At 51.6% G+C, this 26,264-nt stretch carries 21 protein-coding genes; 7 read left to right on the top strand and 14 right to left on the bottom strand.

From position 1 onward, the window contains the following. Positions 1–43: 43 nt before the first annotated feature. The 6 genes from ACK3CJ_RS13055 to ACK3CJ_RS13030 form a co-directional block, all read right to left on the bottom strand. Positions 44–1,156 carry an extracellular solute-binding protein gene (locus ACK3CJ_RS13055; protein ID WP_409522652.1) on the bottom strand — a complete coding sequence of 371 codons (1,113 nt, stop codon included), beginning with the start codon at positions 1,154–1,156 and terminating at the stop codon, positions 44–46. A 108-nt stretch (positions 1,157–1,264) separates the two neighbouring features. Further along, positions 1,265–3,277: a biofilm regulation protein phosphatase SiaA gene (gene siaA, locus ACK3CJ_RS13050; RefSeq protein WP_409522651.1), complete on the bottom strand. Its 2,013-nt coding sequence runs from the start codon at positions 3,275–3,277 to the stop codon at positions 1,265–1,267. 33 nt (positions 3,278–3,310) lie between these two features. Continuing rightward, positions 3,311–4,138 carry a biofilm regulation diguanylate cyclase SiaD gene (siaD, locus tag ACK3CJ_RS13045; RefSeq protein WP_409522650.1) on the bottom strand — a complete coding sequence of 276 codons (828 nt, stop codon included), beginning with the start codon at positions 4,136–4,138 and terminating at the stop codon, positions 3,311–3,313. Between the two features lie 4 nt (positions 4,139–4,142). Then, positions 4,143–4,523: a biofilm regulation phosphoprotein SiaC gene (gene siaC / locus ACK3CJ_RS13040; RefSeq protein ID WP_409522649.1), complete on the bottom strand. Its 381-nt coding sequence runs from the start codon at positions 4,521–4,523 to the stop codon at positions 4,143–4,145. A gap of 21 nt (positions 4,524–4,544) precedes the next feature. Further along, positions 4,545–5,087: a biofilm regulation protein kinase SiaB gene (gene siaB / locus ACK3CJ_RS13035; RefSeq protein ID WP_409522648.1), complete on the bottom strand. Its 543-nt coding sequence runs from the start codon at positions 5,085–5,087 to the stop codon at positions 4,545–4,547. Between the two features lie 179 nt (positions 5,088–5,266). After that, positions 5,267–7,618 (bottom strand): methyl-accepting chemotaxis protein, encoded by a 2,352-nt coding sequence (locus ACK3CJ_RS13030; RefSeq protein WP_409522647.1) that lies wholly within the window; start codon positions 7,616–7,618, stop codon positions 5,267–5,269. A gap of 356 nt (positions 7,619–7,974) precedes the next feature. Here ACK3CJ_RS13030 and ACK3CJ_RS13025 point away from each other — a divergent pair, with 356 nt between their 5' ends. After that, positions 7,975–9,198, top strand: coding sequence for an EAL and HDOD domain-containing protein (locus ACK3CJ_RS13025; RefSeq protein ID WP_409522646.1), 1,224 nt, complete (start codon positions 7,975–7,977; stop codon positions 9,196–9,198). Between the two features lie 48 nt (positions 9,199–9,246). Here ACK3CJ_RS13025 and ACK3CJ_RS13020 read toward each other — a convergent pair whose 3' ends face one another. The 7 genes from ACK3CJ_RS13020 to ACK3CJ_RS12990 form a co-directional block, all read right to left on the bottom strand. Continuing rightward, positions 9,247–9,954, bottom strand: coding sequence for a glutamine amidotransferase-related protein (locus tag ACK3CJ_RS13020; protein WP_409522645.1), 708 nt, complete (start codon positions 9,952–9,954; stop codon positions 9,247–9,249). A gap of 49 nt (positions 9,955–10,003) precedes the next feature. Next, the gene (locus ACK3CJ_RS13015) at positions 10,004–11,170 is read right to left on the bottom strand and encodes an iron-containing alcohol dehydrogenase (RefSeq protein WP_409522644.1); all 1,167 of its coding nucleotides are present in this window, start codon (positions 11,168–11,170) and stop codon (positions 10,004–10,006) included. Between the two features lie 18 nt (positions 11,171–11,188). Further along, on the bottom strand, positions 11,189–12,580 hold the full coding sequence (locus ACK3CJ_RS13010) for an aldehyde dehydrogenase family protein (protein ID WP_409522643.1): 1,392 nt from the start codon (positions 12,578–12,580) through the stop codon (positions 11,189–11,191). A 23-nt stretch (positions 12,581–12,603) separates the two neighbouring features. Further along, complete coding sequence (locus ACK3CJ_RS13005) at positions 12,604–13,977, bottom strand: glutamine synthetase family protein (RefSeq protein ID WP_409522642.1); 1,374 nt, start codon at positions 13,975–13,977, stop codon at positions 12,604–12,606. Between the two features lie 198 nt (positions 13,978–14,175). Continuing rightward, positions 14,176–15,132: a LysR family transcriptional regulator gene (locus ACK3CJ_RS13000; protein ID WP_409522641.1), complete on the bottom strand. Its 957-nt coding sequence runs from the start codon at positions 15,130–15,132 to the stop codon at positions 14,176–14,178. 263 nt (positions 15,133–15,395) lie between these two features. Then, on the bottom strand, positions 15,396–15,857 hold the full coding sequence (locus ACK3CJ_RS12995; RefSeq protein ID WP_409522640.1) for an FKBP-type peptidyl-prolyl cis-trans isomerase: 462 nt from the start codon (positions 15,855–15,857) through the stop codon (positions 15,396–15,398). Positions 15,858–15,994: 137 nt separating this feature from the next. Further along, positions 15,995–17,137: a GGDEF domain-containing protein gene (locus tag ACK3CJ_RS12990; RefSeq protein ID WP_409522639.1), complete on the bottom strand. Its 1,143-nt coding sequence runs from the start codon at positions 17,135–17,137 to the stop codon at positions 15,995–15,997. Positions 17,138–17,379: 242 nt separating this feature from the next. Here ACK3CJ_RS12990 and ACK3CJ_RS12985 point away from each other — a divergent pair, with 242 nt between their 5' ends. From ACK3CJ_RS12985 to ACK3CJ_RS12960, 6 genes are all read left to right on the top strand, one after another. Continuing rightward, a complete protein-coding gene (locus ACK3CJ_RS12985) occupies positions 17,380–18,363 on the top strand; it encodes an NAD(P)/FAD-dependent oxidoreductase (RefSeq protein ID WP_409522638.1) in 984 nt (327 codons plus the stop codon). 33 nt (positions 18,364–18,396) lie between these two features. Then, positions 18,397–19,329, top strand: coding sequence for an AAA family ATPase (locus ACK3CJ_RS12980; protein ID WP_409522637.1), 933 nt, complete (start codon positions 18,397–18,399; stop codon positions 19,327–19,329). A 2-nt stretch (positions 19,330–19,331) separates the two neighbouring features. Continuing rightward, positions 19,332–20,327, top strand: coding sequence for a DUF58 domain-containing protein (locus tag ACK3CJ_RS12975; RefSeq protein ID WP_409522636.1), 996 nt, complete (start codon positions 19,332–19,334; stop codon positions 20,325–20,327). After that, complete coding sequence (locus ACK3CJ_RS12970) at positions 20,324–22,321, top strand: transglutaminase TgpA family protein (RefSeq protein WP_409522635.1); 1,998 nt, start codon at positions 20,324–20,326, stop codon at positions 22,319–22,321. The genes ACK3CJ_RS12975 and ACK3CJ_RS12970 overlap by 4 nt, the downstream gene beginning before the upstream one ends. A gap of 15 nt (positions 22,322–22,336) precedes the next feature. Then, complete coding sequence (locus tag ACK3CJ_RS12965; RefSeq protein WP_409522634.1) at positions 22,337–23,044, top strand: M48 family metallopeptidase; 708 nt, start codon at positions 22,337–22,339, stop codon at positions 23,042–23,044. Between the two features lie 192 nt (positions 23,045–23,236). Then, on the top strand, positions 23,237–25,036 hold the full coding sequence (locus ACK3CJ_RS12960) for a methyl-accepting chemotaxis protein (protein ID WP_409522633.1): 1,800 nt from the start codon (positions 23,237–23,239) through the stop codon (positions 25,034–25,036). Between the two features lie 118 nt (positions 25,037–25,154). Here the strand turns inward: ACK3CJ_RS12960 and ACK3CJ_RS12955 are convergent, their stop codons facing one another. After that, positions 25,155–25,964, bottom strand: a complete 810-nt coding sequence (locus ACK3CJ_RS12955; RefSeq protein WP_409522632.1) for a response regulator — start codon at positions 25,962–25,964, stop codon at positions 25,155–25,157. Positions 25,965–26,264: the final 300 nt, after the last annotated feature.

Here is a 26,264-nt window from a genome sequence, read left to right as displayed (position 1 = left end):
GACCCCGAAGGTCGGGGTCATGTCAGGGGTTGTCAGGCCTGAATCAGGCAGAGAGGTAGCGATCCTGATATTCGTTACGCAACGCAACGTACCAGGGTTCCTGAATGGGCCACCACCACAGGTTCTTCAGGTCCTGCTCAGTGTAAGAATCCAGGAAGAACTGCTTGGTCTCGTCCGGAAGCAGTTCGGCTGCACCTTTGGAGGTTGAGTTGTAGCCGGTTGCCTTGACGAACATGGCACCCGATTCCGGTGTGTAATACCAGTTGATGAACTCGTAAACAGAATCAACATTGTTGGCATTTTTCGGAATGACGAAGCCTTCCATCCAGGCCATCGCACCCTCTTTAGGTGCGGCATAGCCCATCGGTTCACCTTCTTTGATCAGGTTGAAGGCGGTGCTGTCCCAGGTCTGACCAATCACAGCGCCGTTTGCCAGGAAGGCACCCTGCGCTTCGTTCTCGGTTGACCAGAACTGAGCGATCATGTGCTTGTGCTCGGTAGCCACTTTCAGAATGACATCGAAGTTGGCGCGCATAGCCTGCTCGTTCTTGTAGGAATCAAGCAGAGGGAAGGGAAGCTGCCCTGTCTGTTCAAGCCACAAGCCAATTCCGACCAGCGCAGAGTGGCCACGCACGGTGACGCCATCACCATGTTCGGGATTCCACAAGTCGCCATAGCTGAGGTTGTTACGATCAACCTTGGCCAGCTCCTTGTTATAGCAAATCGCTTCTGTGCCCCAGTCAGATGGTGCGAAGTAACGGTTACCATCAACAACACCACCAACCTCTGAACCTTCGATGGAGCTTTCGAGTGCGCCATCCCAGTTGATGCGGCTGGTATCCAGGGGTTGAACAAGATCAAATTCGACGTAACCCGGTACGCGGTCAACGGTTGGCATGATGATGTCAAAGCCTGTGCCATCTGTTGCGCGCAGGGAGTTCATCAGCTCGTCGTTAGTACCATAGGGTGTGAAGGTGGCGTCGATGCCGGTTTTTTCTTTGAAATCGGAGAGCATTTCGTCAGTGATGTAACCAGCCCAGGCATAGATACGGAGTTCTTTGCTTGAGGCCAGTGCACTGTTGATGAAAAACGGGCTGGCTGCGAGTGTTCCGGCAGCTGCCGCACCTTTCAAGAATTTGCGACGTGAGACTGTCATGGCATGTTCCTGATGTTGGTTAATTTTTTTGATTGTCCATCAAGGTCGATAGTATGTTACCAAAGTGAATTATTTATTACATTACGAACATAAACGAAAACTGAATGCTCAACAAGGAGTTTTTGGTCTGAAACCTATCAACGTGATATCGTCCCGCAGCGAGTAGTCACCACGATATATATCAAGCTCACGCTTTAATGTTTCGCCCTGCTGTTGAAGCGTCAAACCAGCATGTTGCTGCAACAAGGCCATGAATTGTGTGGTACCCATACCATAGCCTTGCTCGCCACCTGCCTGATCCAGATAGCCGTCACTACAAAGATAGCAGATAGTCTGTGAATTGATGTCGAGTATGCGGTTTTCATACTCGACCGTTTTACGGTCGAGCAGGGCGCGTTTTTCGCCTTTGATCTGACGTATTTCTGCACCTTCGAGCCAGAATAGCGCCATCTTGGCACCGGCAAAGATCATGCGATTGTGATTCGGTTCCACCAGTACCAGACCGACATCCATGTTGGTTGCCAGTGCTGAAGGCATGTCATAGTCCTGCAGCATGCTGCGCAGGATCTGGTCAGCTCGGGTCAGTAGAATGGCAGGTGAACTGATGCCATTTTCATTGATTGCCTGGTCCAGGGCAGCACGCGAAAGCATGGTCATCAATGCACCCGGTACACCATGCCCGGCACAATCCACTACACCCATCAGGTAACGATCAGAGTCTGTATGGAAAAGATAAAAATCACCTCCGACACCATCACGAGGTAGCCATATAACGAAGTGATTATCCGCCAGGGTTTTGTTCAACAGACTGTCCGGTAAAATGGCACGCTGAATCAGGCTCGCATACTCAATGGAATCACTGACCAGCTTATTGATCGCCTGCATCTCGGTGTTGGCGTTTTCCAGCTCAAAGGTACGGAGTCGAACTTTTTCTTCCAGCTCCTCGGTATGGCTTTTGACTTTGTTGGCCATGATGCTGAAGGCGCGATTGAGATCGCCGATCTCATCACCGGAGCGAGCCGGCAGTGCAACATCATAATTGCCTTGTGCCATTTCGGTTGCAGAGCTCTGCAGACGTCTGAGCGGCGCCAGCAACAGTCGTTCAACAGCGTAGGCAAGCGCCATTAACAGCAGAATCAGTAACAGGCCGAATGTAATGAGCAGCTTGTTGACCCAGGGACCGTCAAAAACCTTTGCCGCATTGAGATCAACAGCGGTCAGAATGTACCACTGCAGTTCCGGGATAAAGGCAACCGCCAGCAGTTGTCTACGATTGTCCAGAGTAGCCCAGAGGGTGGCAACCTGAGAGGGGTCTGTCTTGAGCTGCGTCATGGCAGTCTGAAGGGGCTGGCGCTCATCTTCATTCAGCAAATGCAGCAGATTATCACCGGACGAGTCGACACCTGCGGTCGCACCATAGGCAATTCGGCTGGTGTCAGGGTGGGCCTGAATGGCGCCTTCCGGGTTGATGATCATGGGTGTGACACCCGGCTCATCTGAGTTGATAAAAGCTGCGATAAAGTCTGTCAGGTCTATTCCGGTACCGGCAAATCCCAGCTTCTGCCCTTCATTCTGCTTATCGCCCGGAATGATGACATTTAACCACACCCGTGTCGTACCCAACTGAACATCCGGATTGACGTTGATGTTGTAATCATCAGTTGCCTCAATCAGGTTGAAAAACCAGCTGTCATCCGGGTTGTCTGGGTTCAGATGGTAACGTGGTTGATCACTGAAAGGCTTATCGGGTTCATTGAAATAATACTGGTAGGAGAGGTTGCTGATGAAGAAATAGGAGCCGCCACTGAAAGCGCTCGCATATCCGGCAGCTTCTTCAAATGCCATCGCCTTGAGCGCTTCGTCCTCTTCGTTAAGCAGCCAGTTACGAGTTAATATCGACTCGGCCAGCCGCTGTGACAACGCCAGGTCGCGGGAGATAGGAGCAATAATGGTTTGTGTGTTCAGTTGAGTGAAGTTGCGGGCATAGGCTTCACCAAAGTGATCCTGCACCGAAGTCAGCACCTGCCAGCCAATCAGCCCTGCAGGGATCAGTGCAATCAGTGAAGAGAGTAGCAGTGCTGTCAGTGCTTTGGTTCTTAGCCCACTTTTCCAGTTTGCCATCGTGATTCTGATCCTTTGTAATCAGGCGGGGATTCAGGGAGCGGGGTGGTCTTCATGCTCCAGATTCAGTTCTACGCGATCGCGGCCATTCTGCTTGGCGCTGAGAAGAGCGGAGTCAGCACGATTAATCGTTTCGTCCAGTGTTTCGTCGGGCTGATAGGTTGCGACGCCCAGGCTGGCTGTCAGTTTGGTGTGGGGCTGGTCAGATGAGCGAAATACTTCATCCAGCGGGGTTGTTCTCAGCGTCTGAAGCAGACGTTCGGCAGTGGATTGAGCGGTTTTCAGATCGGTTTCGGGCAGTAGAATCAGAAACTCCTCGCCGCCCCATCTGGCGCACAGATCATATTCCCGTACGGTGTGCTGCATCACCTCAGCAAGCTTGGACAAGACGGCATCGCCCGTTTCATGGCCATAGGTGTCATTGAAATGTTTGAAGTGATCAACATCAAGCATGATCAGTGAAAACCGCGCGCAGCCACGGCCCTGTCTGGCCAGTTCGGCCTTCATCCGCTCCAATATCATACGTCTGTTGGGAAGCCCTGTCAGTGGATCATGCAGGGCTGCCTGGCGCAGTGTCAGGTTCAACTCCATCATCTCTTGCTGGTAACGATCGGAGATGCGGGTTATTTTTTCCAGACGTCGCAACTGTTTATCATAGCGTTGTGACAGGGTCAGGCTCTGGTTGTGAACGAGGTTGCCGTAGCCGTCGGATATGCGCAACATCCTGTCCAGGCGAGCTCTGTGTTCCTTATCCTGCTCCAGCAGGTATTTCAGGGCAGGCAGAAGGGGGCTGTTTTCGTTGGCGGGATCTTCCAGTAGGCTGGTGATCCATTCCGGGGTTTCTGAATCCCTGTCTGTCATCTTCTCATCGCTCCTCCGGTATGATCATGAAGGAAAAAGTGCAGTCCTCCTTGAACTCCTCTGCCAATTCGATAACCCGTTCGTTTCTGGGATCATAGTACCAGTTGACCGCCACGCTGTACCCTTGGAGGTGGGCTGCTTCAAGCAGATCAAAGATATCCATCATCGCTTTGACACTGCTGGTATTCATGTATATCAGCTTCAGTTCAAGAGTCAGGGGCTTATCCTGTTGCTCCACAAAGTCACTGACCCACTCGATCACGTCATTGAAAAACTCGAAGGAGTTTTCAGGATAGGAGTCTCCTGTCATAGAGAGGGTTCCTGTTTCCACATCACAGCTGATGGTCGGTGTGGAGGATGTGCCTTCAATATATATTGCGTTCATATCAAGTAAAAAAGATCCATATCAGACGATTGCGAGCAGGCTGAACAGTGCTTTTCCATTCTCGGTATCCACGAGATTGGCGTTCAACGGCTTTGATGATTTGCGTGCTATATCCAGCAATCCAAGACCTGCACCTGTGGTGGCATCCTGGTCACGAGGCATGCGCAACTGCTGCTTGTAGGCTGCTTTCAGTTCGGCTTTATTCATGCCAGCAAGTGCTTCCACTCTCTGACTCAGTAACTGTGCATCCTCCCTTTCGACGATATTGCCGGCAAGGATCGCATAATGTGTGCTCTCATGGCGGGCTACTACAATCGTGGCCGCACCTTCGATTTCGGAGTAACCCTTGCTGGTGGCATAGTGCCTGATGTTCTGAGTCATCTCAATATAGGTACCGAACACATCCATCGCAGCGCTGGGCTCGGCGTCGTTGGCCTGAAGGTAGTTTTTCAGTGCATTACCTATCTCTTCAATCAGGCTGCGGGTGATGGGGCCATTGAAACACAGCAGTATCTGTTCCTTGTTGAATTGCTCTCGGATAGACAGTAAATCTAGATCCTGCATCAGGGACCTCCGGCATCTGTGATGTACATTGAGTTTAATGTACAAGTTAAACCATGGTTTGAACAGGATCTGGCACAAAGCTATCTGAAAAATATCAGAAAAAATGTTTGAAAAAAAAGTGTGAAAAAAAGGTGCAATCCAATGATGGCACCTTTTTAAGGTTAAAGCATTGACGGGCGTCAGTCTGTGACTTTCCAGCGAGTGGCGTTTTGCTCCAGTTCGGCAGCTACCTGTTTCAGGCGCTCGCTCGAGTGGGCGTTTTCACTTGCCTGCTCCTGGGAGGCGCGGGAGCTTTCGAAACTGGCTTCAAGCACCTCGGCCAGCTCATGAGTCATAGTGTTCTGCTCATCGGAAATGGTCAGAATATCCTGGTTGGCACTGACGATCGCCTGCAGTGAGTCACCAATCGTATGCAGCGCCGTCTGTGCGGTCTCAGCGGTGATCTGCAGTTGCTCGGATCGCTGCTGCTCGACACTCATCATGCTCTGGGCCTGCTCGGTGTTAGTCAGCAGCTTGTTGATGATCGACTGGATCTCCTCGGTGGCATCGTGGGAGCGCTGAGCCAGGCCGCGAACCTCATCGGCAACCACCGCAAATCCACGACCATGATCACCGGCACGGGCCGCTTCTATCGCCGCATTCAGTGCCAGCAGGTTGGTTTGTTCTGCAATCTGCGAGATCACTTCCAGCACATGACGAATCTGCTCAAAGTCCTTGGCCAGGTTGGTGATGGTGACTGCAGCATCGCTGACACCCTTGGCCATCTTGTGCACTTCGCGGATAACCTCTTCAATGGTTTGAGTGCTGCCATCGATATTCTGACTGGCTGCTTGCGTCAGATCGTTGGTGGTATGGGCCTGTTCACTGACGGTACGTGCAGAGTCAACCATGCCTTTAACCAGACCTTCTGCGGTCTGGTTGCGTTGGTTTTGCTGATTAAGCAGCGCCAGTGTCTGCTCTGAACCCTGGCTCAAATCGGATGAAGCGCCGCTGACAGTTTCTGCCGCCTGTCTAGTCAGTTTTACTGATTCGGCTATATCATCCAGCAAGCGATTGAGAGCGGCGGAAATCTGCCCGAACTCATCATTACCCTTTAACGGGCTTTTTTGTGTCAGGTCTCTGGCTGCCTGAATGTCTGTGATGCTGCCGCGAAGAATGGAAATAGGTTTGCTCAGTGAGCGAGCAACATACAACGCGGCAAAAAATGCCAGCACCAGTACCGCAAGTGTGATCCCGATGCCGTAGCTGATGACCTCTTTGCGCAACATTCCCACGGCAGACAGTGCTTCATTGGCGTCTGTTTCGGTCAGCAGCAACCACTCGGCACCTGCAAAGCGTAGTGGTCGGAATGAACCAATCACTTCGCTACCCAGTGGGTTGGTGTAGGCTGCAATGCCTTGCTCACCGGCGCGTGCGCGTTGTATTCCTTCGCTGTCAAAGCGAACCAGTCCGGTTGGGCTACCGCGTAGCGTGATGCGATTGCGGGTAATATCATCCACACTTTCAAGCTCAGCAAAAAACTGTGAGGGCTCTTCATCAAACTCACGTTTGCTGGACAGCAGGAAACCCTCGCGATTGAGCAGATAGGTGTCACCTGTTTTCCCCAGCCCTTGTGCAGCGCGATCACCATTATTGGATAGTGTGCTTTCTATCTGATCCGTGCTGAAGCGAACAGCAAACACACCTGAGAGCTCAGATGAGGAGGGCTCAGATGTCTGATCAAACACTGGCATGGCAAAAAATGCACTTGGCTCGCCGAGTGCCGGAATATACTCACTGAAATTGGCAAACGCCGGTGCATCAGTCGCCGTCAGGTCTAGTGCCTGCCTGAAAGCCTTGGCCAGGCCAGAATCGTTCAGTATTTCGTGCTCTACATTAAGTGAAAAATCCGGCAATTTACGCAGCGAGTAGACAATGTCGCCAGCAGGATTAATGTAGTAGATATCCGCATAGTTGTAGTAGGCGGCCAATTCACGAAGCTCCTGGTTGAACTCGCGATGTCCGAGGCTGTATCGAGAGCGGTCATCTGCCTCGTCGACCATGTCCTTTTCGTTCCATTCACCAGCGGAGTCAACCCAGTAGTAGTATTGCAGAATCAGATCTGGCTTGCTCAGACTACGCACATAGGTGTCACTGTCAAAGGTCAGATTAGGAGCACTGCGTTTTAGAGAACTGACGAACCCTTGCTCAAGATACTGGATCATCTCGGTTTCTTCTGCTTGGGTGTCTTCTCTTGACCGAACGACGGCATTCAATCGATAACCGCGATAAGCGGAGCCCAGTGCGGCTATACCTCGACGAGCCTGAACATTACTGGCATAGCCAGCAACCTGCTGTTGTACCATGCTCAGATAGTTTTCCAGGCGCTGGGTCTGGGTGTTGCTGATCAGTTCCAGCCTGAGATCGGCCTGTTCGGAGAGAAGGTTTTCTCCGGCACGAAGGCTGGCAGAACTGATGAATACACTGGCGGCGATTGCTGCCATGAGGGATAAAGAAAGGATAATCAGAAGTAGCTTTTTCTGTATGCTCATGAGCCCTACCTAATGCACAGGATGGTGTGGCTTGCGACGTTGCAAGTCAACGGAACGGCCGGTCGCTGTTCGCGTTAATCAAGCAAGAATTCTGCCATCCATCGAATAGGTTTATTATTATTGTAGTTTAATGCTGACATTCTGCAGTCATGCATTGATTGCCATCTTAATTCAAAGGGCTGCCATGCACTATCCTTGTGCATGTTTTTTTATCTGCACTGATCTGCGTATCTATCTGGTGCGCAAGAAAATGTGATAAAAGTACTGTATTGCTCGTAAGTTTTTCTACTTTACAGGTACAGGATAATAATGAATGATTAATTTATTGAGATCATTTATGGAAGCAGAAAAATAAAATGGAAAAAGTATTCGTCGGACGCCAGCCAATTTTTGACCAGCAGTTGAGCCTGCAAGCTTATGAGTTGTTGTTCAGAAGCAGTATGCAGAATACTGCTGTGATAGGTAGCCATGATTTTGATCAGGATATGGCGACTACCAATGTCATGCTGAACACCTTTATCGACATCGGTCTTGAACAGATGGTCGAAACATATCCTGCTTATATTAACCTGTCACGCAGCTTTCTGATTGGATCGCTTCCCCTGCCATTTTCACCAAACCAGGTTGTGCTTGAAATACTGGAGGATATCAAGACAGAACCAGAGGTAATTGCCGCCATCAAAGGCCTCAAAGAGAAAGGCTACATCGTTGCACTGGATGACTTTATTGATGTGACAAACATGCTTGAGCTGGTACAGCTGGTTGATATCATTAAGGTTGATGTCCAGCCTCTGTCTACTGATGAGCTTGCGAGCCTTGTAGTGAGTCTGCGGAAAATCAATCCAGCGACTCGGTTACTGGCAGAAAAAGTGGAAGATAAAGCTACCTTTGAGTACTGCAAATCGCTGGGGTTCGTGCTTTTTCAAGGCTACTTCTTTTGCCGCCCGCAAGTGGTCGAAGGAACCCGGCTTTCAGGCAATCGTCTCGAAATGTTGAACCTGATGGCAGAGTTGCAGGATTCCGAAACGGACTTTGCCAGACTTGAGTATCTGATTGCCCGTGATGTCGCTCTATCTTATCGGCTGCTGCGCTATATCAATTCTGCGGCCTTTGGTATGCGTCGCTCCATCGAATCGATTCGACAGGTGCTTACACTGCTGGGCATGAACAAGATCAAAAATATTGTGTGCCTGATCCTGTTATCTGAAATTGATGATAAGCCCAAAGAACTGATGACCCTATCCATGATCAGAGGCAAGATGTGCGAACTATTGGCACAAAAGCAGGGCTTGGACGGTGCTGATCAGTATTTTACGGTTGGCTTGTTTTCATTGCTGGATGCGATCATGGATCGACCCTTGCCAGAGTTGGTGAATAATCTACCGCTATCTGCGCTGGTCAAGGATGCACTGCTTGAGCACAAGGGGGAGGCGGGCATGATGCTTTCGCTGGTGGAGCAGTTCGAATCCGGGCGCTGGGATCAGTTGATGAATCAACCGGTGTCGCCGGAGATTATCACAGGCGCCTGGATTGACGCCGTGCAATGGGCGCATGAGTCTACAGACTCCCTCAAAGGCTAGTCAGTCTGTGAGGTAAGCGGTCATGAAATGATGACCGCTGTTGTCTGCTTACTGATCGTGACGCAAGAAGTTAATCATCCAGGTGACCACTTCAATATCATCAACCTCGCTGTCGAGTGAAGCCAGTCCTTCCAGAATACACTGAGCAGGAATGGTGTCTCTGCGGTTTTCCATCAGATCATGGCTGTAGGCCTTACTGAATTCAGGATGACCCTGAACCGTCAGTATATGGTTATCTATCTGTACCATGTAGTAGGGGCAGAACTCACTGCTGGCAAGCACCTGCGCATTGTCCGGCAGCTTGATCACCTGGTCCTGGTGGCTGACAATCAGGTTAAGCCGATCTTTTTCCGGCGTCATCCATGGGCGCGATTCATCAATGCGGTTCTTTGAAACACCAATCCCCCAGCCCTTGGGTGATTTGATCACTTCTCCGCCCAGAGCTGCTGCCACTGCCTGATGGCCAAAACAGATACCCAGCATCTTTTTGCGATCCTGATGTAGCGCTCTGATCCAGTCAAGCAGCGCGCCGATCCAGTCATGCCCATCATTAACGCCATGACGACTACCGGTTATCAGGTAGGCATCACAGTCATCAATATGTGCTGGGTACTCACCCAACTGTATATCAAAAACCTCAAAGCTCAGCGTCGGATCAACCTTGCGGAACAGATTGATGAACATTTCAGGATAGTTTTTGTGCTCCGGCTGAAATTTTTCCAGCACATGGTCACATTGCAGAATGCCGATTTTCATACTCTGCTCCTTAGAGGCTGGATTGAACCAGCAGGCAAACAGTCAGGCATTAAAGATCACCGGAAACAGCGGCTTCCAGAATAGTGCGATACTGCTCTGCGCTGAACTGGATCGGATTACCGCCTGCTGATGGGTCTTCAGTAGCCATACGTGCGATCTGCTCGCTACGGCTGCTGTCTATGTCGATCTCGCTCAGTGTGTGAGGTATGCCGAGCTCTTTTCGCAATGCCAGTACCCAATTGAGGAAACCATCAAAGCCGTTATCTATCTGCAGATAAGCAGACAGCCTGGTAATGCGCTCCTCAATGGCACTACGGTTTGCTTTCAGCACGTAGGGCATCAGAATAGCGTTCAGTGTGCCGTGATGAGCATCGTAGAGGGCTCCAAGTGGATGGGCGAGGGCATGCATGCCGCCAAGTCCGCGCTGGAAAGCAGTCGCACCCATGGATGAGGCAACCAGCATTTGCGCACGTGCTTCGATATCATCCGGTTGAGCCGTTGCTCGGGGAAGGTATTCTTTGACCAGTCGTATCCCTTCGATGGCGATCCCTTCCGCCATTGGGTGGTAAAAGGGGGAGCAGTAGGCCTCGAGATTATGTGACAGGGCATCCATTCCAGTGGCCGCTGTGACTCGAGCAGGTAGGCCAATCGTCAATTCTGGGTCAAGGATGACGATTCTGGGTAGCATATCCGGATGAAAAATGATCTTCTTGATATGCGCTTCGTCATCGGTAATAACGGATGCACGGCCGACCTCAGAACCTGTGCCAGCGGTTGTCGGGATCGCTACAACAGGTGCCATCCCTGCCTGGTTGACGCGTGTCCAGTTATCGCCGACATCTTCAAAATCCCACACGGGACGATCCTGCCCGACCATCAATGCCACTGCTTTAGCGGCATCAAGGCCTGAGCCACCACCAAAGGCGATGACGCCATCATGGTTGCCCGCGCGATAGGCGGCGACGCCATCGACCACGTTCTGCCCGGTCGGGTTGGCTTTGATTTTGCTGAATACAGCTGCTTTGAGGCCATCAGCCAGACACAACTGTAGCGTTTGCTCAACAACAGGAAGTGCGGCAAGGCCTGGATCAGTGATCAGCAGAGGCGCTTTCATGCCCAGCTCGCGACAGGCGGCAGGCAGTTCGCGGATACGACCGGCACCTACGCGAACGGATGTCGGATAGTTCCAGTTGGCTTTGATTGTAGCTGAACTCATGTTTGCCTAGCCTCTCAGTCAGTCAGGTTTTTTCAGGTGAAAAGATTTTGGACGTGTCAGTGACTCATAACCCAGTGTCGACAGAGTGCAGCCTCGGCCGGAGTTTTTCACACCGGTCCAGGCCAGTGCAGGATCAAGATAGTCACACCTATTGATGAAGAAAGTACCGCATTCAAGCTGCTCCCCGACGGCGACACCGGCTTCAATATCACGGGTGAATACAGCTGCCGTCAGGCCCAGGTCACTGTCATTCATCAGTGCAATCGCTTCGTCGTCGCTGCTGACCTTTTGAATGCCGACAACCGGCCCGAAAGACTCTTCTGTCATGACACGCATCTGATGTGTGACATTGGTCAGTACTTGCGGGGCAAGATAGGGCGTGCCTGCCTTATCCAATTCGAAGGACGATGGGTCGATATGTGCCATGGCACCCAGAGCAACAGCTTCATTTATCTGGTCACGTACAAAGTCGGCAGCCGATGCCTTGACCACGGGTCCGAGGGTTGTTTCAGGATCATCAGAACGACCAAGACGGTAGCTTTTGACCAGTGCGACCGCTTTTTCGACAAACTGATCATAAAGGCTTTCGTGCACATAGATGCGCTCGATACCGCAGCAGGACTGTCCTGAGTTGAAGAATGCGCCATCAATGGCTGTTTCCACAGCATGGTCCAGATCGGCGTCAGCCCTGACATAGGCGGGGTCTTTACCACCCAGTTCAAGACCTACACCAATGAAACGACCGGCAGCCGTACGCTCCACCATGGCGCCACCGGGCACCGAGCCTGTAAAGGCGACATAGTTGATGACAGGAGACTGAATCACTTTTTCGGTACTGTCATGGCTCAGGTGCAGGTACTGGAATACACCTGTCGGCAATCCTGCAGCGGAGAAGGCCTCCATCAGTCTTTCTGCACATAGGGGTGTTTGAGCCGAGTGTTTGAGTACAACGGTGTTGCCGGCCATCAAGGCAGGGATGATTGCATTCACGGCTGTGAGGTAAGGGAAGTTCCAGGGCGCAATGATCAGCACGACGCCAAGCGGCTCACGTTTGATATAGCGAGTAAAGCCGGTTTTTTCCGGAAGTTGAACGGGTGCAAGAGCCTTTTCCGCAGCAGAGATCATATAGCGGGCACGCTCTTCAAAACCGGCAACTTCACCGGCTGCATAGCGGATCGGACGGCCCATCTGCCAGGTAATCTCTTTGGCGATCTCATCTTTTCTGGCGATGAAGGCGTCTACAGCCGCCAGGCAAAGTCGTGCGCGTTCTGCAACCGATGTAGTTCGCCAGGTTGCCTGGACCTGTTTTGCCGCGGCGAGAGCTGCATCAATCTCTGCAGTATTCGCATAGGGGCGTTCAACGTAGACTGAACCGTCGATTGGTGAAACGGTTTTCAGGGAGTTAGTCATCAGAGTCTCTCAGTAGTAGTCAATCAGATAATTTCGAAGTAGCGATCCATTTCCCAATCGGTAATGTGGCGTCGGAACTCTCGCTCCTCCCATTCGCGTGTTGCTGCAAAATGCTCAACAAAATCATTGCCGAAGAGTGATCTTGCGGCCTCTGAGCTCTTCAGACGCTGTGCAGAGTCCCATAGAGTACGAGGCAGAGCGAGCTCAGGCGCATGTTGCTGCTCGTAGGCGTTGCCCTTGATTTCGGGGTCGGGTTCCAGCTCATGTTCAATACCCCAGAGGCCAGCTCCCAAGGCTGCAGCAAGGGCCAGATACGGGTTGGCATCGGCTGAACCCAGGCGGTACTCAACACGTTGTGACTTGTCGCTTCCGGGAATAACGCGCAGTGCCGTTGTGCGATTTTCAACACCCCAGGTGGCATCAGTTGGTGCCCAGAAACCCGGAATCAGACGGGTGTAGCTGTTTATGGTTGGTGCAAACATGGACAAGAGTTCAGGCATCAGGCGTTGCTGGCCAGCCAGAAAATGGCGTTGAGTCTTGCTCATGTTGTGTGTCTGTGAGGGGTCATAAAATGCTGATTTGTTATCAGCCTTATTACGTAGTGATAGATGAATATGACCACTTTGACCCGGGTAATCGGATGACCATTTGGCCATAAAAGTTGCCATCAGATCATTACGTTGCGCTAATACTTTCATAAAGGTTTTGAACAGTGCGGCTTTATCAGCTGCTGCTTCTGCACCATCGACCGCGATGGCAGCCTCAAGGACACCGGGGCCGGTTTCGGTATGCAGGCCTTCAATCGGAAAGTCCATCACCTCAGACATTTCCATAATCTGGTGATATAGCTCGGAATGTACAGAGTTGCGAAGCACGGAGTAACCGAAAAAACCGGGGGTGAAGGGTTTCAGGTTGCGATAGCCTTTTTCGCGGATGGATTCGGGTGTTTCATCGAACATGAAAAATTCATACTCAAGTGCAGCATAGGCATCAAAGCCCATCTGACTCGCTTTTTCCAATACGCGGGTCAGTGTTCCGCGTGGGCAGATCTTTTCTGCCTGATCGCTCAGTTCAGCCAGAAACAGCAACTGACCCTCTTCGTCGTAAAGCTCACGACAAGTATGGGGTAGCACGCGAACGGGTGCATCGGGGTAGCCAGTGTGCCAGCCTGTGTAAGTGATATTGTCATACAGCTGATCCTTAGAGTCCCAGCCCATGATCACATCGCAAAAAGCGAAACCACTCTCCAATGAGGAGAAGAATTTGCTGCGGCTCATATACTTGCCGCGCATGATTCCATCGATATCAAATACTGCAACCTTGACATGGCTGAGGTTGCGTTCTTCGACAATGCGGCGCGCATCTTCTGCGGTTTTGACATCACGTGCATTCATCATACGATCCCCTGGAGGAGCTGCATCTGCTCCGATATTTATTGTTGTGAAGTTCTTATTTTGATTGAGTCTAGCGATAGCCGGAAAAGTGAGCAAACAACATTACAAACGCTTACTACGTGATATTAGTAAATCTTATAGTAAGAGCGAGGAATCGGGTTGAGGAGCTGGTATGAACTGGTTGCTATTGAAATGAGAGCATCATCCGATGCTGATCTGATCCATCAACCAGGGGAGCTCCTGGGCAACTTCGGCCAGAAAACTATCGCGTAGAATCTCGCGGCTGTCCTCGGCAATCTCTTTCGGCAGGTCCGATAGTTCACCACGCCGTGCCACGAGTGTCAGATGTCGAAAGGGAGCCTCCTGAGGGAGAGGAACGCAGTTGACCTGATGCAGGCGGATGCCGCTTTGAAACAGGCAGAGTGGGGTAGTGATCGTCCAGCCAGCGCCGGATGCGACCATTGAGACAACTGCATAAGAGTTGTCCAGGCGCAGTCGCTGAGCCGGTTCAAGCTGTATATGGCGTAGATAGCGCTCGATGGTCTGGCCAATCAGCGAGTGGGCGCTGTAGCGGACAAAATCCATTTTTTTGTTCAATTGCTGCAGATCACCCGGGTCGCCTTTGTAATCATTCGGCAAAGCCAGAATAAAGGGCTCACGCAAGATCTGGTACCGGATCAGATCGGTGTACTCTTCAAGATTGTCATCGGAGATGATGATATCAACAGCTCGCGACATCAGCCCATGTGCATGCATATGGGACAGGCCGGTGGTCAGGCTCCAGTCACGTGTACGTCGTTTGACTGCCTCGAGAAGCGGCCTGCCGACTGCGGTGGCCAGTGAGTCCACCATGGCTACATTTACCTGGCGCAACTGCTGGAAGTTGGATTTGCGAATATCCTGGCTGGTCTTGCGTGCTTCCGACAGAAGGCTGGACGCACGATCATAAAGAAAGCGCCCGGCGGCGGTCATCTCGATGGGTCGGACGGAGCGGTCAAGCAGCGTGCTGGACAGGTTATTCTCAAGATTTGAGAGTGTCTGTGACACAGCTGATTGAGTCATGCCCAGGCGCTCGGCCGCAACTGTCATATTGCCGGTTTCTGCAACCTGTACAAACACTTCAAGCGCTTTCAGATCAAAACCGAAAATATTGGCCATGGTTGCCAGGTTCCATCCAGATGGTCAGGGGTGTAGGTCAGCAGAAGTCAGTCAGAAATTACATCTTTTTAAAAGTGTATTGATCTGATGATGAACTTTTCTCGAAAAAAGGTTTCTACACATTTAGTCCCGCAGTGTTGGATAACACTGTCTTCGCCGGTAGCTTCTGTTACCGGTTTTTTTTGTCCGCTATTTACTGACTCTACCCATACCAGCGATATGGGTAGAGTGAATGGCTGAAAATATGACAGCCAACGATAAAATTACTGTACGTGACCTTCAGTCAGTTCTTCAGCTGTTGCTTCGCGAACGTCGACCACTTTTACGTCAAACGTCAGTGTCTGTCCTGCCAGTGGGTGGTTGCCGTCCAGTACGACATTGTCGCCTTCAACTTCAACGACAGTGACAGGCTGTTCGCCCCAAGGGGTCTGAGCCATGAACTGCATGCCAACCTGAATCTCAGCGATATCGACAAAATTGCTGCGATCGACAGACTGAATCAGTTCTTCACGTACTTCGCCGTAGCCCTGATCCGGTTCTACTACTACCTGCAGGCTGTCACCTGAGGCTTTACCGACCAGCGCATTTTCCAGGCCTGGAATAATATTGTTGGCACCGTGCAGATAAGCCAAGGGGTCCTGACCTTCTGAGCTGTCCATGACCTCACCAGCCGTGTTAGACAGTGTGTAATGAATTGAAACAACGGTGTTTTCTGCAATCTGCATTGAGCATCTCCTGCTAATAATCATGTTGGGCAGCAATCAGCTTCTTCAGACTGCATGCGCTTGCTAAATGGCCTGCATCTTCTACTCAATGAAGAAAGATTCAGGCCGCACTCAGGCCGTGCCTGTGTGGTACCGGGTCATGCTAACGAGCCAGACTTGTCAGCGCAACCCCGATTGGCTTTCCGTTGTCGCTTGACGACATACATCTCTTCGTCTGCTTTGCTTAAGAGTTGATCAGCGTCAAGACCATTTTGCTGGCTGGTGATAATACCGATACTGGGACCATCATAGTCGAGTGTCAGCGCGGGTAGCTCAAATCGTCCCAGAGTTGCCTGAAGAATCCGTTGTGATAGAAGTGTTCGCTCTTCCTCAGGATCCTTTCCTTTACCGGCTGTCGCAATCAGAACAAATTCATCACCGCCAAAGCGGGCAACCATATCTCCAGCTCTCATTACTTCATGCAAACGTGTCGCAAACGCTACAAGAAACTGATCGCCGACATCATGACCATGGACATCGTTAATCTGCTTGAAGTTATCCAGGTCAATAAATGCAACATGGATAAGCTCAGCAGTACGCTTAGCCCGACTCAGTCGGCGCCCGAGCTCATCAATGAGATAACGACGGTTTGGCAGGGTTGTCAGTGGGTCGTGCATGGCGAAGAAGGTGAGTCTGCTGTTTGCTTCCTCTATCTGTCTCAAATGCTGTAACCGGTCGGCAAGCAATGACAGATAGTTGAAGCAACTGCTCAGCATCTGAAACTCGCTGCTGTCACGGTTGATCGGCTCAGGTGACAGGAGCAGTACTCCTGCCTGGAGTGTTTCATCTGCCACTGCACAGATTAATGCCGCTGATGTCGGGATCTGCTTTGAAGCCACAAGGCTTTCGGGTTCATTAAGTGCTGTCAGTTCAGACTGTTGGAACAAAAGTCGGCTATCGTCGGGAGGTGTTGCTTCCTCTCTTTGGCATCGTCGAGATAACAGAAGAGTAATCTGCTCCAGGTGGGAGGTATCCGAAGCTCTGCAGGTTTTGGGTACTCCATCAATCACCTCAAAGGGGATTGCCTCTGTCCAGCTTTGTCTCGCTTTGAGCAGGTCAGCTGTCTGGCAGACCATCACTTGCAGATTATCAGCTGACAGACAACCCGTGCCGACTTTGGCTATGACTGTCATCTCATCAATTTTCTTTTCGGCGATCTCTGCACGCTTGTGGGCACGATGAACATTAACCTCATCTGGGGGGTGTTGTGCTTGATGAAGCGGGTCGTCCATCTTACTCATGAGGGTGCCTTGTTAGTGTAATGATTATCTATTCTTCTCCGATAAATCTGGAGCGTCAAGCCAGCCCAACTGCGGTGATCCTGTCCTGAATCTATATCGTATCTATCTGACTGTTTTAAAATGAACTATTCTGTGATGTATACGGTGTTGTTTCACAAACTATTTCGGGACTGGTGTGTCATATGGAGTTAATCATGACACGCCATGATTCACTGGAGTGCCAGACTACAGGAGTGTAGAGAATGAAGATAAACAGCCTTGCTGTTATCGGTGCAGGTATAGCAGGTATGGTGGTCGCCAGAACCCTGGCGGATGCAGGAGTGGATGTAACGGTTTTTGATAAAAGCAGAGGATCCGGTGGTCGGTTTGCCTCGACAAGAGTAGGTGATTTGACCGCTGATCTGGGGGCACCCTGGATCGTATCAGAGCAAACAGCTATGGGTGATTGGTTGACATCATATTCGGATGTCACTGCGAGTTGGACGCCTGCGAGGGCGGATTTCTCTTTGGTTGGCGCCGGAGATGGCTTAACTGGCCTGGTTGCGATTCCTCGCTCCAGTGCATTGACCAGGCAATTGGGAGCCGGGTGTCGACTTGTTCCGGAAACACTGGTGACTGTCGTGTGGCCAGATCAGCAGGGAGTGATCCTGCGCGATGGTGGCAGCGAGCCGCTAGGGCATTTTGATGCTGTGGTCGTGGCGACACCTGCTCCTCAGGCTTTACCGTTATTGGATGCAGTACCGAGATTCAGGCAGCGTGCAGGTGAGGCGGGCACAGTGCCTGCCTGGGTCTGCGTGGTTGAGCTGGATGCCAGGCCTGAACGATTAGTCTCAGCGGATTGGCTTGAAGGTGATCATCCTCTGTTCAGGCGAGTGGTGCGTGACAGCAGTAAACCGGGTCGTACTGGTGAGATCTGGGTACTTGAAGCGCAGGCGCTGTGGAGTCAGGAGTATATCCATCTGACGCCAGAAACGGTTGGTGCTGAAATGCAGGCTGCGTTTGAAGTACTGGCAGGAGAACCACTGTCTGTGTTGTCCAGCCGTGTGCATCGTTGGCTATATGCACATGCGACTCCCTGTGGCTGCGAAGAGTTATCCTTCTGGGACCCGGGAACCGGTATCGGTGCCTGTGGTGACTGGCTGCACGCTGGTGGTGTGGAGGGGAGTTGGCAAAGTGGTGTTGATCTTGCTCGTCAATTACTGGCTGCAAGGCGTGACGTTGCATGACAAGAGTGATCTACAGTACCGGGGAGGTGAAATGTGAGTGATCTGCTGGCACAGAAGTTTCGGCAATGTGCAGATGAACTGGGCAAAGTGTTGCTGGGTAAGGAGCAGCAGATCCGACTGGCAATCACCTGTCTGTTATCCGGTGGCCATCTCCTGATTGAGGATCTGCCGGGTATGGGCAAAACAACTCTGGCGCACTCTCTGGCGCGAGTGTTCGGGTTGGCTGACAAGCGTGTCCAGTTCACCAGTGACATGTTGCCTGCAGACATTCTGGGTGTTTCGGTTTTTGAAGCAGCCACCGGGCAGTTTCGTTTTCATCCCGGACCGGTGTTCACTCAGGTATTGCTGGCCGATGAGATCAACCGCACCACCCCAAAAACTCAAAGCGCTTTGCTGGAAGCGATGGAGGAGGGGCAGGTGACACAGGATGGCGAAACCCGCACGCTGCCAACTCCCTTTTTTGTCATCGCCACGCAGAATCCCGTTACCCAATACGGCACTTTTCCGCTGCCGGAGTCTCAACTGGATCGTTTCTTGATGAGAATTGCACTGGGTTATCCTGCGCCGGAGGTGGAGCGGCGATTGCTCGCTGTCGGTGATACCCGGCAGCAGATAGACACTCTGCAAACGCTGGTCACGGCGGAAGAGTTGATGCAGGCACAAAAGCTGATACATCAGGTGCATGCCTCCAGCAGTTTGATCGACTATCTGCAGCGGCTGGTGCAGTACACCCGTGAAGGGCAGGGCTTCAGTTCTGGTGTGTCACCCCGCGGAGCTCTGGCATTGCTGCGCTGTGCCAGAGGCTGGGCTTGGCTTGAAGGGCGGGAGCATGTCGTTCCCGAAGATCTGCAACGGGTGTTGGAGCCGGTGATTGGTCACCGCATCCGTCCGGCTGAAGATATCGCCGGACATACCTCAACCCGGCTGGTGGCTGAGCTGCTCAGTCAGGTTGATGTGCTGAGTTGATTATGAAAGCCCGGCACTGGATGACAGCTTTGCGCCAGCAGATGCAAGCCTGGGCGTTGCGCCGTTCACCCGCCTCACGTTCAGTGACACTCACACAAAAGCGGATCTACATTCTGCCGACACTGTCCGGCATGATGTTCCTGCTGTTGCTCTTTCTGTTACTGCTGCTGGCGATCAATTATCAAAACAATCTCGCCTATGCGGCCACTTTTTTACTGGGCGGCATGTTCATCGTGTCGATACTGCATACCTACAGCAATCTGGCTGGACTCAGGATTACATCTGTCGCCGGACATCCCTGTTTTGCAGGTGAAAAGGCCGGGTTCACGCTGCAGTTGCAACGGCCTGAGAAGCGCCTATATGAGCAACTGGATTTTTCCTGGCAAAATGGTCCCCCACTGACGCTGGACATGACCGGTGATACACAGCTTCAGGTTGAGCTGGCGTGTCAGGCAAACAGCAGGGGCTGGTGCCTGCCTGGCCCCCTGCGAATTCAGACGCGTTACCCCTTGGGTCTGTTTCGAGCCTGGACATGGATCAATACGGATCTGCGTGCTCTGGTGTACCCGCACCCGATGCCGGGTGGGGATTTGCCGCCGGTGGCATCCGGTGAGGGAGATGGTCTTGAGATGCGCCATGAAGGTAGCGATGATTTCAGTGGCCTGACCCGTTTTGAGCCGGGTATGTCGCCAAAGCGGGTGGCCTGGAAGGTGTTTGCACGTGGTCAGGGTATGCATGCCAGCGAATATATCGCGCATCATGATCGCAAACTCTGGTTGGATTGGGATGGTTGGCCCGCACTGGATGTCGAGCAGCGGTTATCTCGACTGTGCTATTGGGTTGTTCGACTCGCGCATATGAATCAACCTTATGGCTTGAGACTGCCAGGCAAGGTCTACCCGCCGGCGACAGGGGAAGCGCATCGCCAACGTCTTCTTCAGGCACTGGCTCTGTTTCGCTTGCCGGAGATGCCGGCTGAAGTGGAGGGAAAACGATGAAGCAACATGCGCAGCAGATCAGCCGTGCTGCCGTAGTCTGGCAGCTGGTCGCATTTGTGGCGGTGGTTGTGCCTCATCTGATCTGGATGCCTTACTGGATACCGCTTTTCTGTGTCGCGATGATTGCCTGTCGGCTGATGATTCACAGTGGGCGCTGGTCCTTCCCGCACTGGAGCGTCAAGCTGCTGCTGGTGCTGATTACTGCAGCGGGGCTGTTGCTGACATTTGACAAGCAGAGTCTGCTCAGCGGAACGGTATCGCTTCTGGTACTGGCCTTATCGCTCAAATTACTCGAGATCTATCACCGGCGCGATGCCCTGGTGCTGATTTACGTTGCCTACTTTGTTGCCACCACCACATTTCTTTTTGAGCAGGAGATGTGGATGGCGCTGCTCTGTTTTATCGCCATCCTGCTGGTGACAGCTGCACTGAACAGTGTCTGGCAGGACCCGCAGAGGGTTGATTACAAACGGCCGCTGGTTCAATCATTTCGTGTTTTGCTGCCTTCTGTTCCACTGATGTTGCTGCTTTTTCTGCTTTTTCCCCGTATTGAACCGCTCTGGTCGGTGCAGTTGGATCGTTCGGCTGCCGTGACAGGTCTGTCGGATACCATGGCACCTGGAGATGTCAGTCAACTGACTCGCTCTGCTGCGATGGCATTCAGAGTGGTCTTTGATGGCGAGCCACCGCCACCGGCACAACGCTACTGGCGTGCGATGGTTTACAGTCAGTTCGACGGACGTCAGTGGTCGCAGGCGAGTTTGCTGTTGAGTCAGCCGGCGGAGTCACTTACCCCGTTATCTGAGCCTTTCGAGTATCAGATCATTCAGGAGCGTACAGGCCGTAACTGGCTGTTCGCGTTGGATATGCCTATGTCGAGTGGTATAGCGTCAGGAGGCATAGGTAATGACAAGGTGCTGACCCGAACTCGCACCCTGGAAAGCAAATCGGTTATCGAGAGCCGTCAGCATTATCGGTTGCAGTCTTCATCTGTTTATCAATTGGGTATTGATCTGAGTGACGATGAACGGGCGCGCTACACCAGAATACCGGCGAGCAGCAATCCACGTACACAAGCGTTGTCTGAACAGCTTTGGCAGGCTGCGGATCAACAACCTGAGCGTTATATTGATGAACTGTTAAACCTGTTTAACCGAGAGTTTACCTATACATTACAGCCGCCGCGCATGGAGCAGCATTCGATAGATCAGTTCATGCTGGAGCATCAGCGCGGCTTTTGTGAACATTTTGCGGGTGCTTTTGCCTTCATGTTACGTAATGTCGGGATACCTGCGCGTGTAGTGGGCGGTTATCAGGGGGGAGAGTGGAACCCCTATCAGGGATATCTGCTGCTGCGTCAGTATGATGCGCATGCCTGGACTGAGGCGTGGCTTGAAGGAGAGGGCTGGGTACGCATCGACCCGACTGCTGCTGTGGCTCCGCAACGGATTGAGCAGAGCCTGGAAACGCTGTTTGCTGATGATCCTGAGTTTATGGCCGATAACCCTGTGTCTGCATTGAGAGTGAGTCGCTCAGGGTTGTTGCTACAGATGCGTCTGTATTATGAGGGGGCAAACTTCGCCTGGCATCGTTGGGTGCTGCATTATCAAGGGGAGCAGGAGCAGTTGTTGCGTAACTGGTTGGGTGACTTGAACCCGCTGCGAATGATTCTTGCACTGATGATACCGGCTTCGCTCGTTCTTGGTTGGGTTGCCTGGACTCAGCTCCGCCAGACGGCTGTTACCAGGCGTGATCCAGTTGATCAGGCTTTGCATCGTCTGTTGGAGCGGTTGGCACAGAAGGGCATACCGCGCCATCCCGAAGAATCACTGCAAAGCTATTGTGTTCGTCTGGCCGAGGAAAGACCGGATTTGTCGAATCAGCTCAGGCAGATGGCTTTGCTGGACGAAACTCAGCGATATGGTCAGAATAGTTCGCCTGAGCACAGGCGAGAACTGCTGGGGTTGATCCGCGCCTGCCATAAGAGTTTGTAGAGAATGAGTGGTTGGATGAAGTGGCGAGAATCTGAGTTGGGATTTCCCTGTCGTGTGGTACGAAGTGCCCGACGCACTACCTCGATAGAGATCGTGGCAGGTGAAGTGGTGGTCAGGGCGCCGAACAGAGTGTCTGAGCCGGTTTTGCTGCATTGGGTGCAGCAGAAAAGGTCTTGGGTAATGAAGCATCTGACAAGGCAGCAGCATGAGTTCGATCATCATGAGATTCGTCTGAAGCAAGGCGCAGAGATCCCTCTGAATGGCACGCCATATCGGCTGCAATGGTTTGTCGGTGACAGCAGTCAGGTAACAAGGCTGGATAATGCGACCCTACTGGTCAGCCTGTCCTCACGGATTCGTCGCTCGGAGCCGGAGGCTGTTGAAGAGCTTTTGAAATCATGGTTACTGCAAGAGGCGCAGGCGCATCTGACGCGTCGGCTGCATCAGCTCAGCCAGCAGACAGCGCTGACTCCAAGTGCACTGGAGGTCAAGGGCTTCAAGCGGCGCTGGGGTCAATGTTCGACATCCGGGTTGATCAAGCTTAATTGGCGCCTTATTCATGCCCCTCAGGCGGTGCAGGACTATGTGATCATTCATGAGTTGTGTCACTTGCGCGAGATGAATCATAGCCCGGCTTTCTGGCAGCTGGTTGCCAGGCACTGTCCCGATTACAAGGCACTGAGATCCTATATAAAGAAGCGCAATGCATGGCTGGAGTGGTAGCCGCTGGAGGGTATTATTCCACTTTTGTACTAAGAGCCTAACACTTATGGCTAGTTGAAACATTTGGATACCATTGCAATACTGTAATTATAGTGCCTAAGCGTCCGTGGCTTCGTGTAATGTGTTGATGCAGCCCCTGCATTGAAACGGACCAATATGTTGGCAACCCAATACTAATAACAGAGTAAGCCAATGAGTTTGTATCGAGAGGTTGAAAAACGTTTCTGGAATTCGCTGACCAAAAAAATAGTCGGCAATATTCTATTCCTCCTGTTTCCCTTCGTGCTCCTGTTGCTGTTGATGCTATGGCACTCGGCCAGTTTCAAGGCAGATTTGCAGGCTCTGCCGCTTGCTGCTGAACAGTCGAATCAGCTCTTGCAGAGCTATGATCGTTTCTTTTTACCGGGTGTGGCAATCATGCTGTTTGCACTGGCATCAGGTATTTTTACAATCTTCTTTATGCGCCATCTTTTTTTGCGTCCGATCAAAGATATCACTGATGTGCTGCGCGCGATCAAGGATAAGGATGGTGATATATCGGCCACGCTACCGGACTATACCCACGATGAAATTTCAGAAATGGCACGAAGCTACAACGACTTCTCTGCCAGTCTGAAAAAAATGATTGCAGAAACGCGGCGTCGATCTGTGAAGGTGGCGTTGTGCAGTAATCAGCTGCAGAAGGTGGTTTTTGAAGCAGGTAATGCGTCGGATCAGCAGGAAGAGCAGGCGATGCAGGTGTATGAAGCGAGTAGCCAGGCGTCTCAGGCGATTGATGAGATCGCCGGTAACACGTTGAGAATCAGTGAGCAGACCAGCAGTAATATGGGCGAAGTCAGGGCATCCAGTGCTGAGCTGAAAAAAGTGCTGCAGCAGGTGAAGTCGATTCGTGAGCTGGCAAGCAATTTCCAGACGACTGTCCAGCAGTTGAGCGAGAACTCAGTCAACATCACCAAAATTCTGTCCATGGTGAAGGACTTTTCCGATCAGACCAATCTGCTGGCGCTGAATGCCTCCATTGAAGCAGCCAGAGCGGGAGACGCCGGTCGTGGCTTTTCAGTTGTGGCGGACGAAGTGCGAAATCTCTCTCGGAAGGTTGGTGATGCCACGGGGCAGATCGATTCTAATATCAACGAGATGCGTTCACTTGTTGAGGTGACTCACAGCAGTGCCGTTGATATTTTGCAGTATGTCGAAAGCACCGAGGAGTTTATTGACAAGACCAATGACCAGTTCATCCGCATGGTCACTGATTTCGAACAGACAACCTCGCAGTTAACCAGTATTTCTGCTGCCATTGATGAGCTCTCCTATACCAACAAGGAATCACATACACATGTTCAGGCGATTACCAACCTCTCATCCAGAATGAGGGATGAGATGGTTACATCCCGCAAGTTTTCGGCTGATCTGGAACTGGCAACCGAACAGACACAGGAGCTGCTGTCACGCTTTACCATCGGTTTCGGTGGGTTTGAGACCATGACCCAGACGGGGCAGAACTGGGCAAGGCAGGTGATGAGTAAACTGGAGGAGATGAAGGCTCAGGGCATTAATCTGTTTGATACCAGCTATACCCGCACGAATCCGAATCAGCTGCCGGAGAAGTATGACACGCGTTACGCTGAGATCTTTGACCAGCAGATGCGCCCAATATTTGATAACTTTATTCAGCAACGGCCCGAGTTTATCTATGCTATCGCGGTGGATAAGAACGGCTATGCGCCGGCTCATCACAGTAAGGTTTCCAAGCCGCTGACGGGTAATTTCGATGTCGATAATCTGCAGAGTCGCAACAGACGTATCTTCGCATCCAACCGTGCAGAGAAGCGCAGAGCGTCACATCAATCACCATTTCTGTTGCAGACCTTCATTCGCGATACCGGAGAGGTGCTCAATGATCTGTCCATTCCGCTTTATGTGAATGGCCAGCATTGGGGGGCATTGATTATGGGCTTTGATCCAAAGCATCTGATGGATGACTCTGCCTGAGGTGTAATAGCCAATACAGGTAGTGCCCAATAAAAAACCGAGGATCAGACCTCGGTTTTTTATTCATGAAGCAGTGCTTATGGCAGCTTTCATCATATAGATGGTCATATATCGACCGTCAGATAATATGTTGCTCCCTGATCAGGTGCCTGATCAGCGTTTTCAGCGTATCGTAGGAGAGGGGTTTCGAGCATACCGCTGATACACCCTCGTTTTCAAACGCCATGAGCGGCTCCTGATTCTGCTCGGATGTCACGACAATGATTGGCACAGCTTGCTGAGTTGTGTACTGCCGGATGTGATGAACCAACTCAAGCCCGTCGATATTGGGCATGTTGTAGTCGGTGATGACCAGATCGAATACCTGCGCTTTCATCATCTGTAGCGCTTCGGCACCATCCTTGGCTTCACGGACATTGTGAATACCGATCGATTGCAGAACACGCTCCAGGTAGTTTCTGGATAACTGGCTGTCATCAACCACCAGCACGGCTAGTTCATCGAACTCATCGTCCAGCAGTTCTTCATCACCGCCGTTTCGGTCAGCCACGAAATGAACGGCGCTTTCCAGCGCTTTGAGCATATCTTCCGGATCGAAGGGTTTAGGCAGAATCGCTGTAGCGCCGGCCTGGCGAACAGGTTCCAGGTAGCGATACATGGTTTCGCTCGAGATCAGAAAGAAAGTAACATCAGCCAGCTCAGGGCGCATACGCATGGTATTGACCATTTCTGAACCTGTCATATCCGGCAGATGCATGGCAGACATCACAACGTCGGGAGTAATCTGATCCATTCTCTCCAGAGCAGGCGCTGCTTCACTGAACTCTTCAACATCATTGATACCCAGCGAGCGCAAGTGTCCGGCAATAATATTGCGCTGAACTCGTGAAGGCTCGATAAGCAGAATTAGCAGATCTTTTAAATCCATTTCCAGCTCACTCGATAATGCAGTATATGAGAGATTGTTTATACCTTAATAGTTTAATTTTGCAACTTCTGGGCATTAAAAGCGTGCCGCCAAGTATTCCTAGAAAGGCTTCAATGCAGCTTGTCATGTGTCGCGACCGTAGCGATTCATGAATCTGCCAGAAGTGCGTAGCTCTTCTGATTTTGTTTGATTCCTCCCGATAAATTGATGAGATGGGCTGATGACTATAGCTTAGTCCATATCTGTTTCAGCAGGGCAATCAAAGAGACAAATTATAATTCAAACAAGCACCTTGTGTCC

The sequence above is a fragment of the Nitrincola salilacus genome (genome assembly GCF_046271865.1).
GTDB classification, from domain to species: domain Bacteria; phylum Pseudomonadota; class Gammaproteobacteria; order Pseudomonadales; family Balneatricaceae; genus Nitrincola; species Nitrincola salilacus.
The sequence above is the reverse complement of the archived record's forward strand: the minus strand, read 5'-3'. Positions and strand labels throughout refer to the sequence as shown.

What these genes read in the sequence shown, in the direction of transcription:
- ACK3CJ_RS13055 (WP_409522652.1), bottom strand. Translation starts at nt 1,156, where the DNA reads ATGACAGTCTCACGTCGCAAATTCTTGAAAGGTGCGGCAGCTGCCGGA.
- siaA (WP_409522651.1), bottom strand. Translation starts at nt 3,277, where the DNA reads ATGGCAAACTGGAAAAGTGGGCTAAGAACCAAAGCACTGACAGCACTG.
- siaD (WP_409522650.1), bottom strand. Translation starts at nt 4,138, where the DNA reads ATGACAGACAGGGATTCAGAAACCCCGGAATGGATCACCAGCCTACTG.
- siaC (WP_409522649.1), bottom strand. Translation starts at nt 4,523, where the DNA reads ATGAACGCAATATATATTGAAGGCACATCCTCCACACCGACCATCAGC.
- siaB (WP_409522648.1), bottom strand. Translation starts at nt 5,087, where the DNA reads ATGCAGGATCTAGATTTACTGTCTATCCGAGAGCAATTCAACAAGGAA.
- ACK3CJ_RS13030 (WP_409522647.1), bottom strand. Translation starts at nt 7,618, where the DNA reads ATGAGCATACAGAAAAAGCTACTTCTGATTATCCTTTCTTTATCCCTC.
- ACK3CJ_RS13025 (WP_409522646.1), top strand. Translation starts at nt 7,975, where the DNA reads ATGGAAAAAGTATTCGTCGGACGCCAGCCAATTTTTGACCAGCAGTTG.
- ACK3CJ_RS13020 (WP_409522645.1), bottom strand. Translation starts at nt 9,954, where the DNA reads ATGAAAATCGGCATTCTGCAATGTGACCATGTGCTGGAAAAATTTCAG.
- ACK3CJ_RS13015 (WP_409522644.1), bottom strand. Translation starts at nt 11,170, where the DNA reads ATGAGTTCAGCTACAATCAAAGCCAACTGGAACTATCCGACATCCGTT.
- ACK3CJ_RS13010 (WP_409522643.1), bottom strand. Translation starts at nt 12,580, where the DNA reads ATGACTAACTCCCTGAAAACCGTTTCACCAATCGACGGTTCAGTCTAC.
- ACK3CJ_RS13005 (WP_409522642.1), bottom strand. Translation starts at nt 13,977, where the DNA reads ATGATGAATGCACGTGATGTCAAAACCGCAGAAGATGCGCGCCGCATT.
- ACK3CJ_RS13000 (WP_409522641.1), bottom strand. Translation starts at nt 15,132, where the DNA reads ATGGCCAATATTTTCGGTTTTGATCTGAAAGCGCTTGAAGTGTTTGTA.
- ACK3CJ_RS12995 (WP_409522640.1), bottom strand. Translation starts at nt 15,857, where the DNA reads ATGCAGATTGCAGAAAACACCGTTGTTTCAATTCATTACACACTGTCT.
- ACK3CJ_RS12990 (WP_409522639.1), bottom strand. Translation starts at nt 17,137, where the DNA reads ATGAGTAAGATGGACGACCCGCTTCATCAAGCACAACACCCCCCAGAT.
- ACK3CJ_RS12985 (WP_409522638.1), top strand. Translation starts at nt 17,380, where the DNA reads ATGAAGATAAACAGCCTTGCTGTTATCGGTGCAGGTATAGCAGGTATG.
- ACK3CJ_RS12975 (WP_409522636.1), top strand. Translation starts at nt 19,332, where the DNA reads ATGAAAGCCCGGCACTGGATGACAGCTTTGCGCCAGCAGATGCAAGCC.
- ACK3CJ_RS12970 (WP_409522635.1), top strand. Translation starts at nt 20,324, where the DNA reads ATGAAGCAACATGCGCAGCAGATCAGCCGTGCTGCCGTAGTCTGGCAG.
- ACK3CJ_RS12965 (WP_409522634.1), top strand. Translation starts at nt 22,337, where the DNA reads ATGAAGTGGCGAGAATCTGAGTTGGGATTTCCCTGTCGTGTGGTACGA.
- ACK3CJ_RS12960 (WP_409522633.1), top strand. Translation starts at nt 23,237, where the DNA reads ATGAGTTTGTATCGAGAGGTTGAAAAACGTTTCTGGAATTCGCTGACC.
- ACK3CJ_RS12955 (WP_409522632.1), bottom strand. Translation starts at nt 25,964, where the DNA reads ATGGATTTAAAAGATCTGCTAATTCTGCTTATCGAGCCTTCACGAGTT.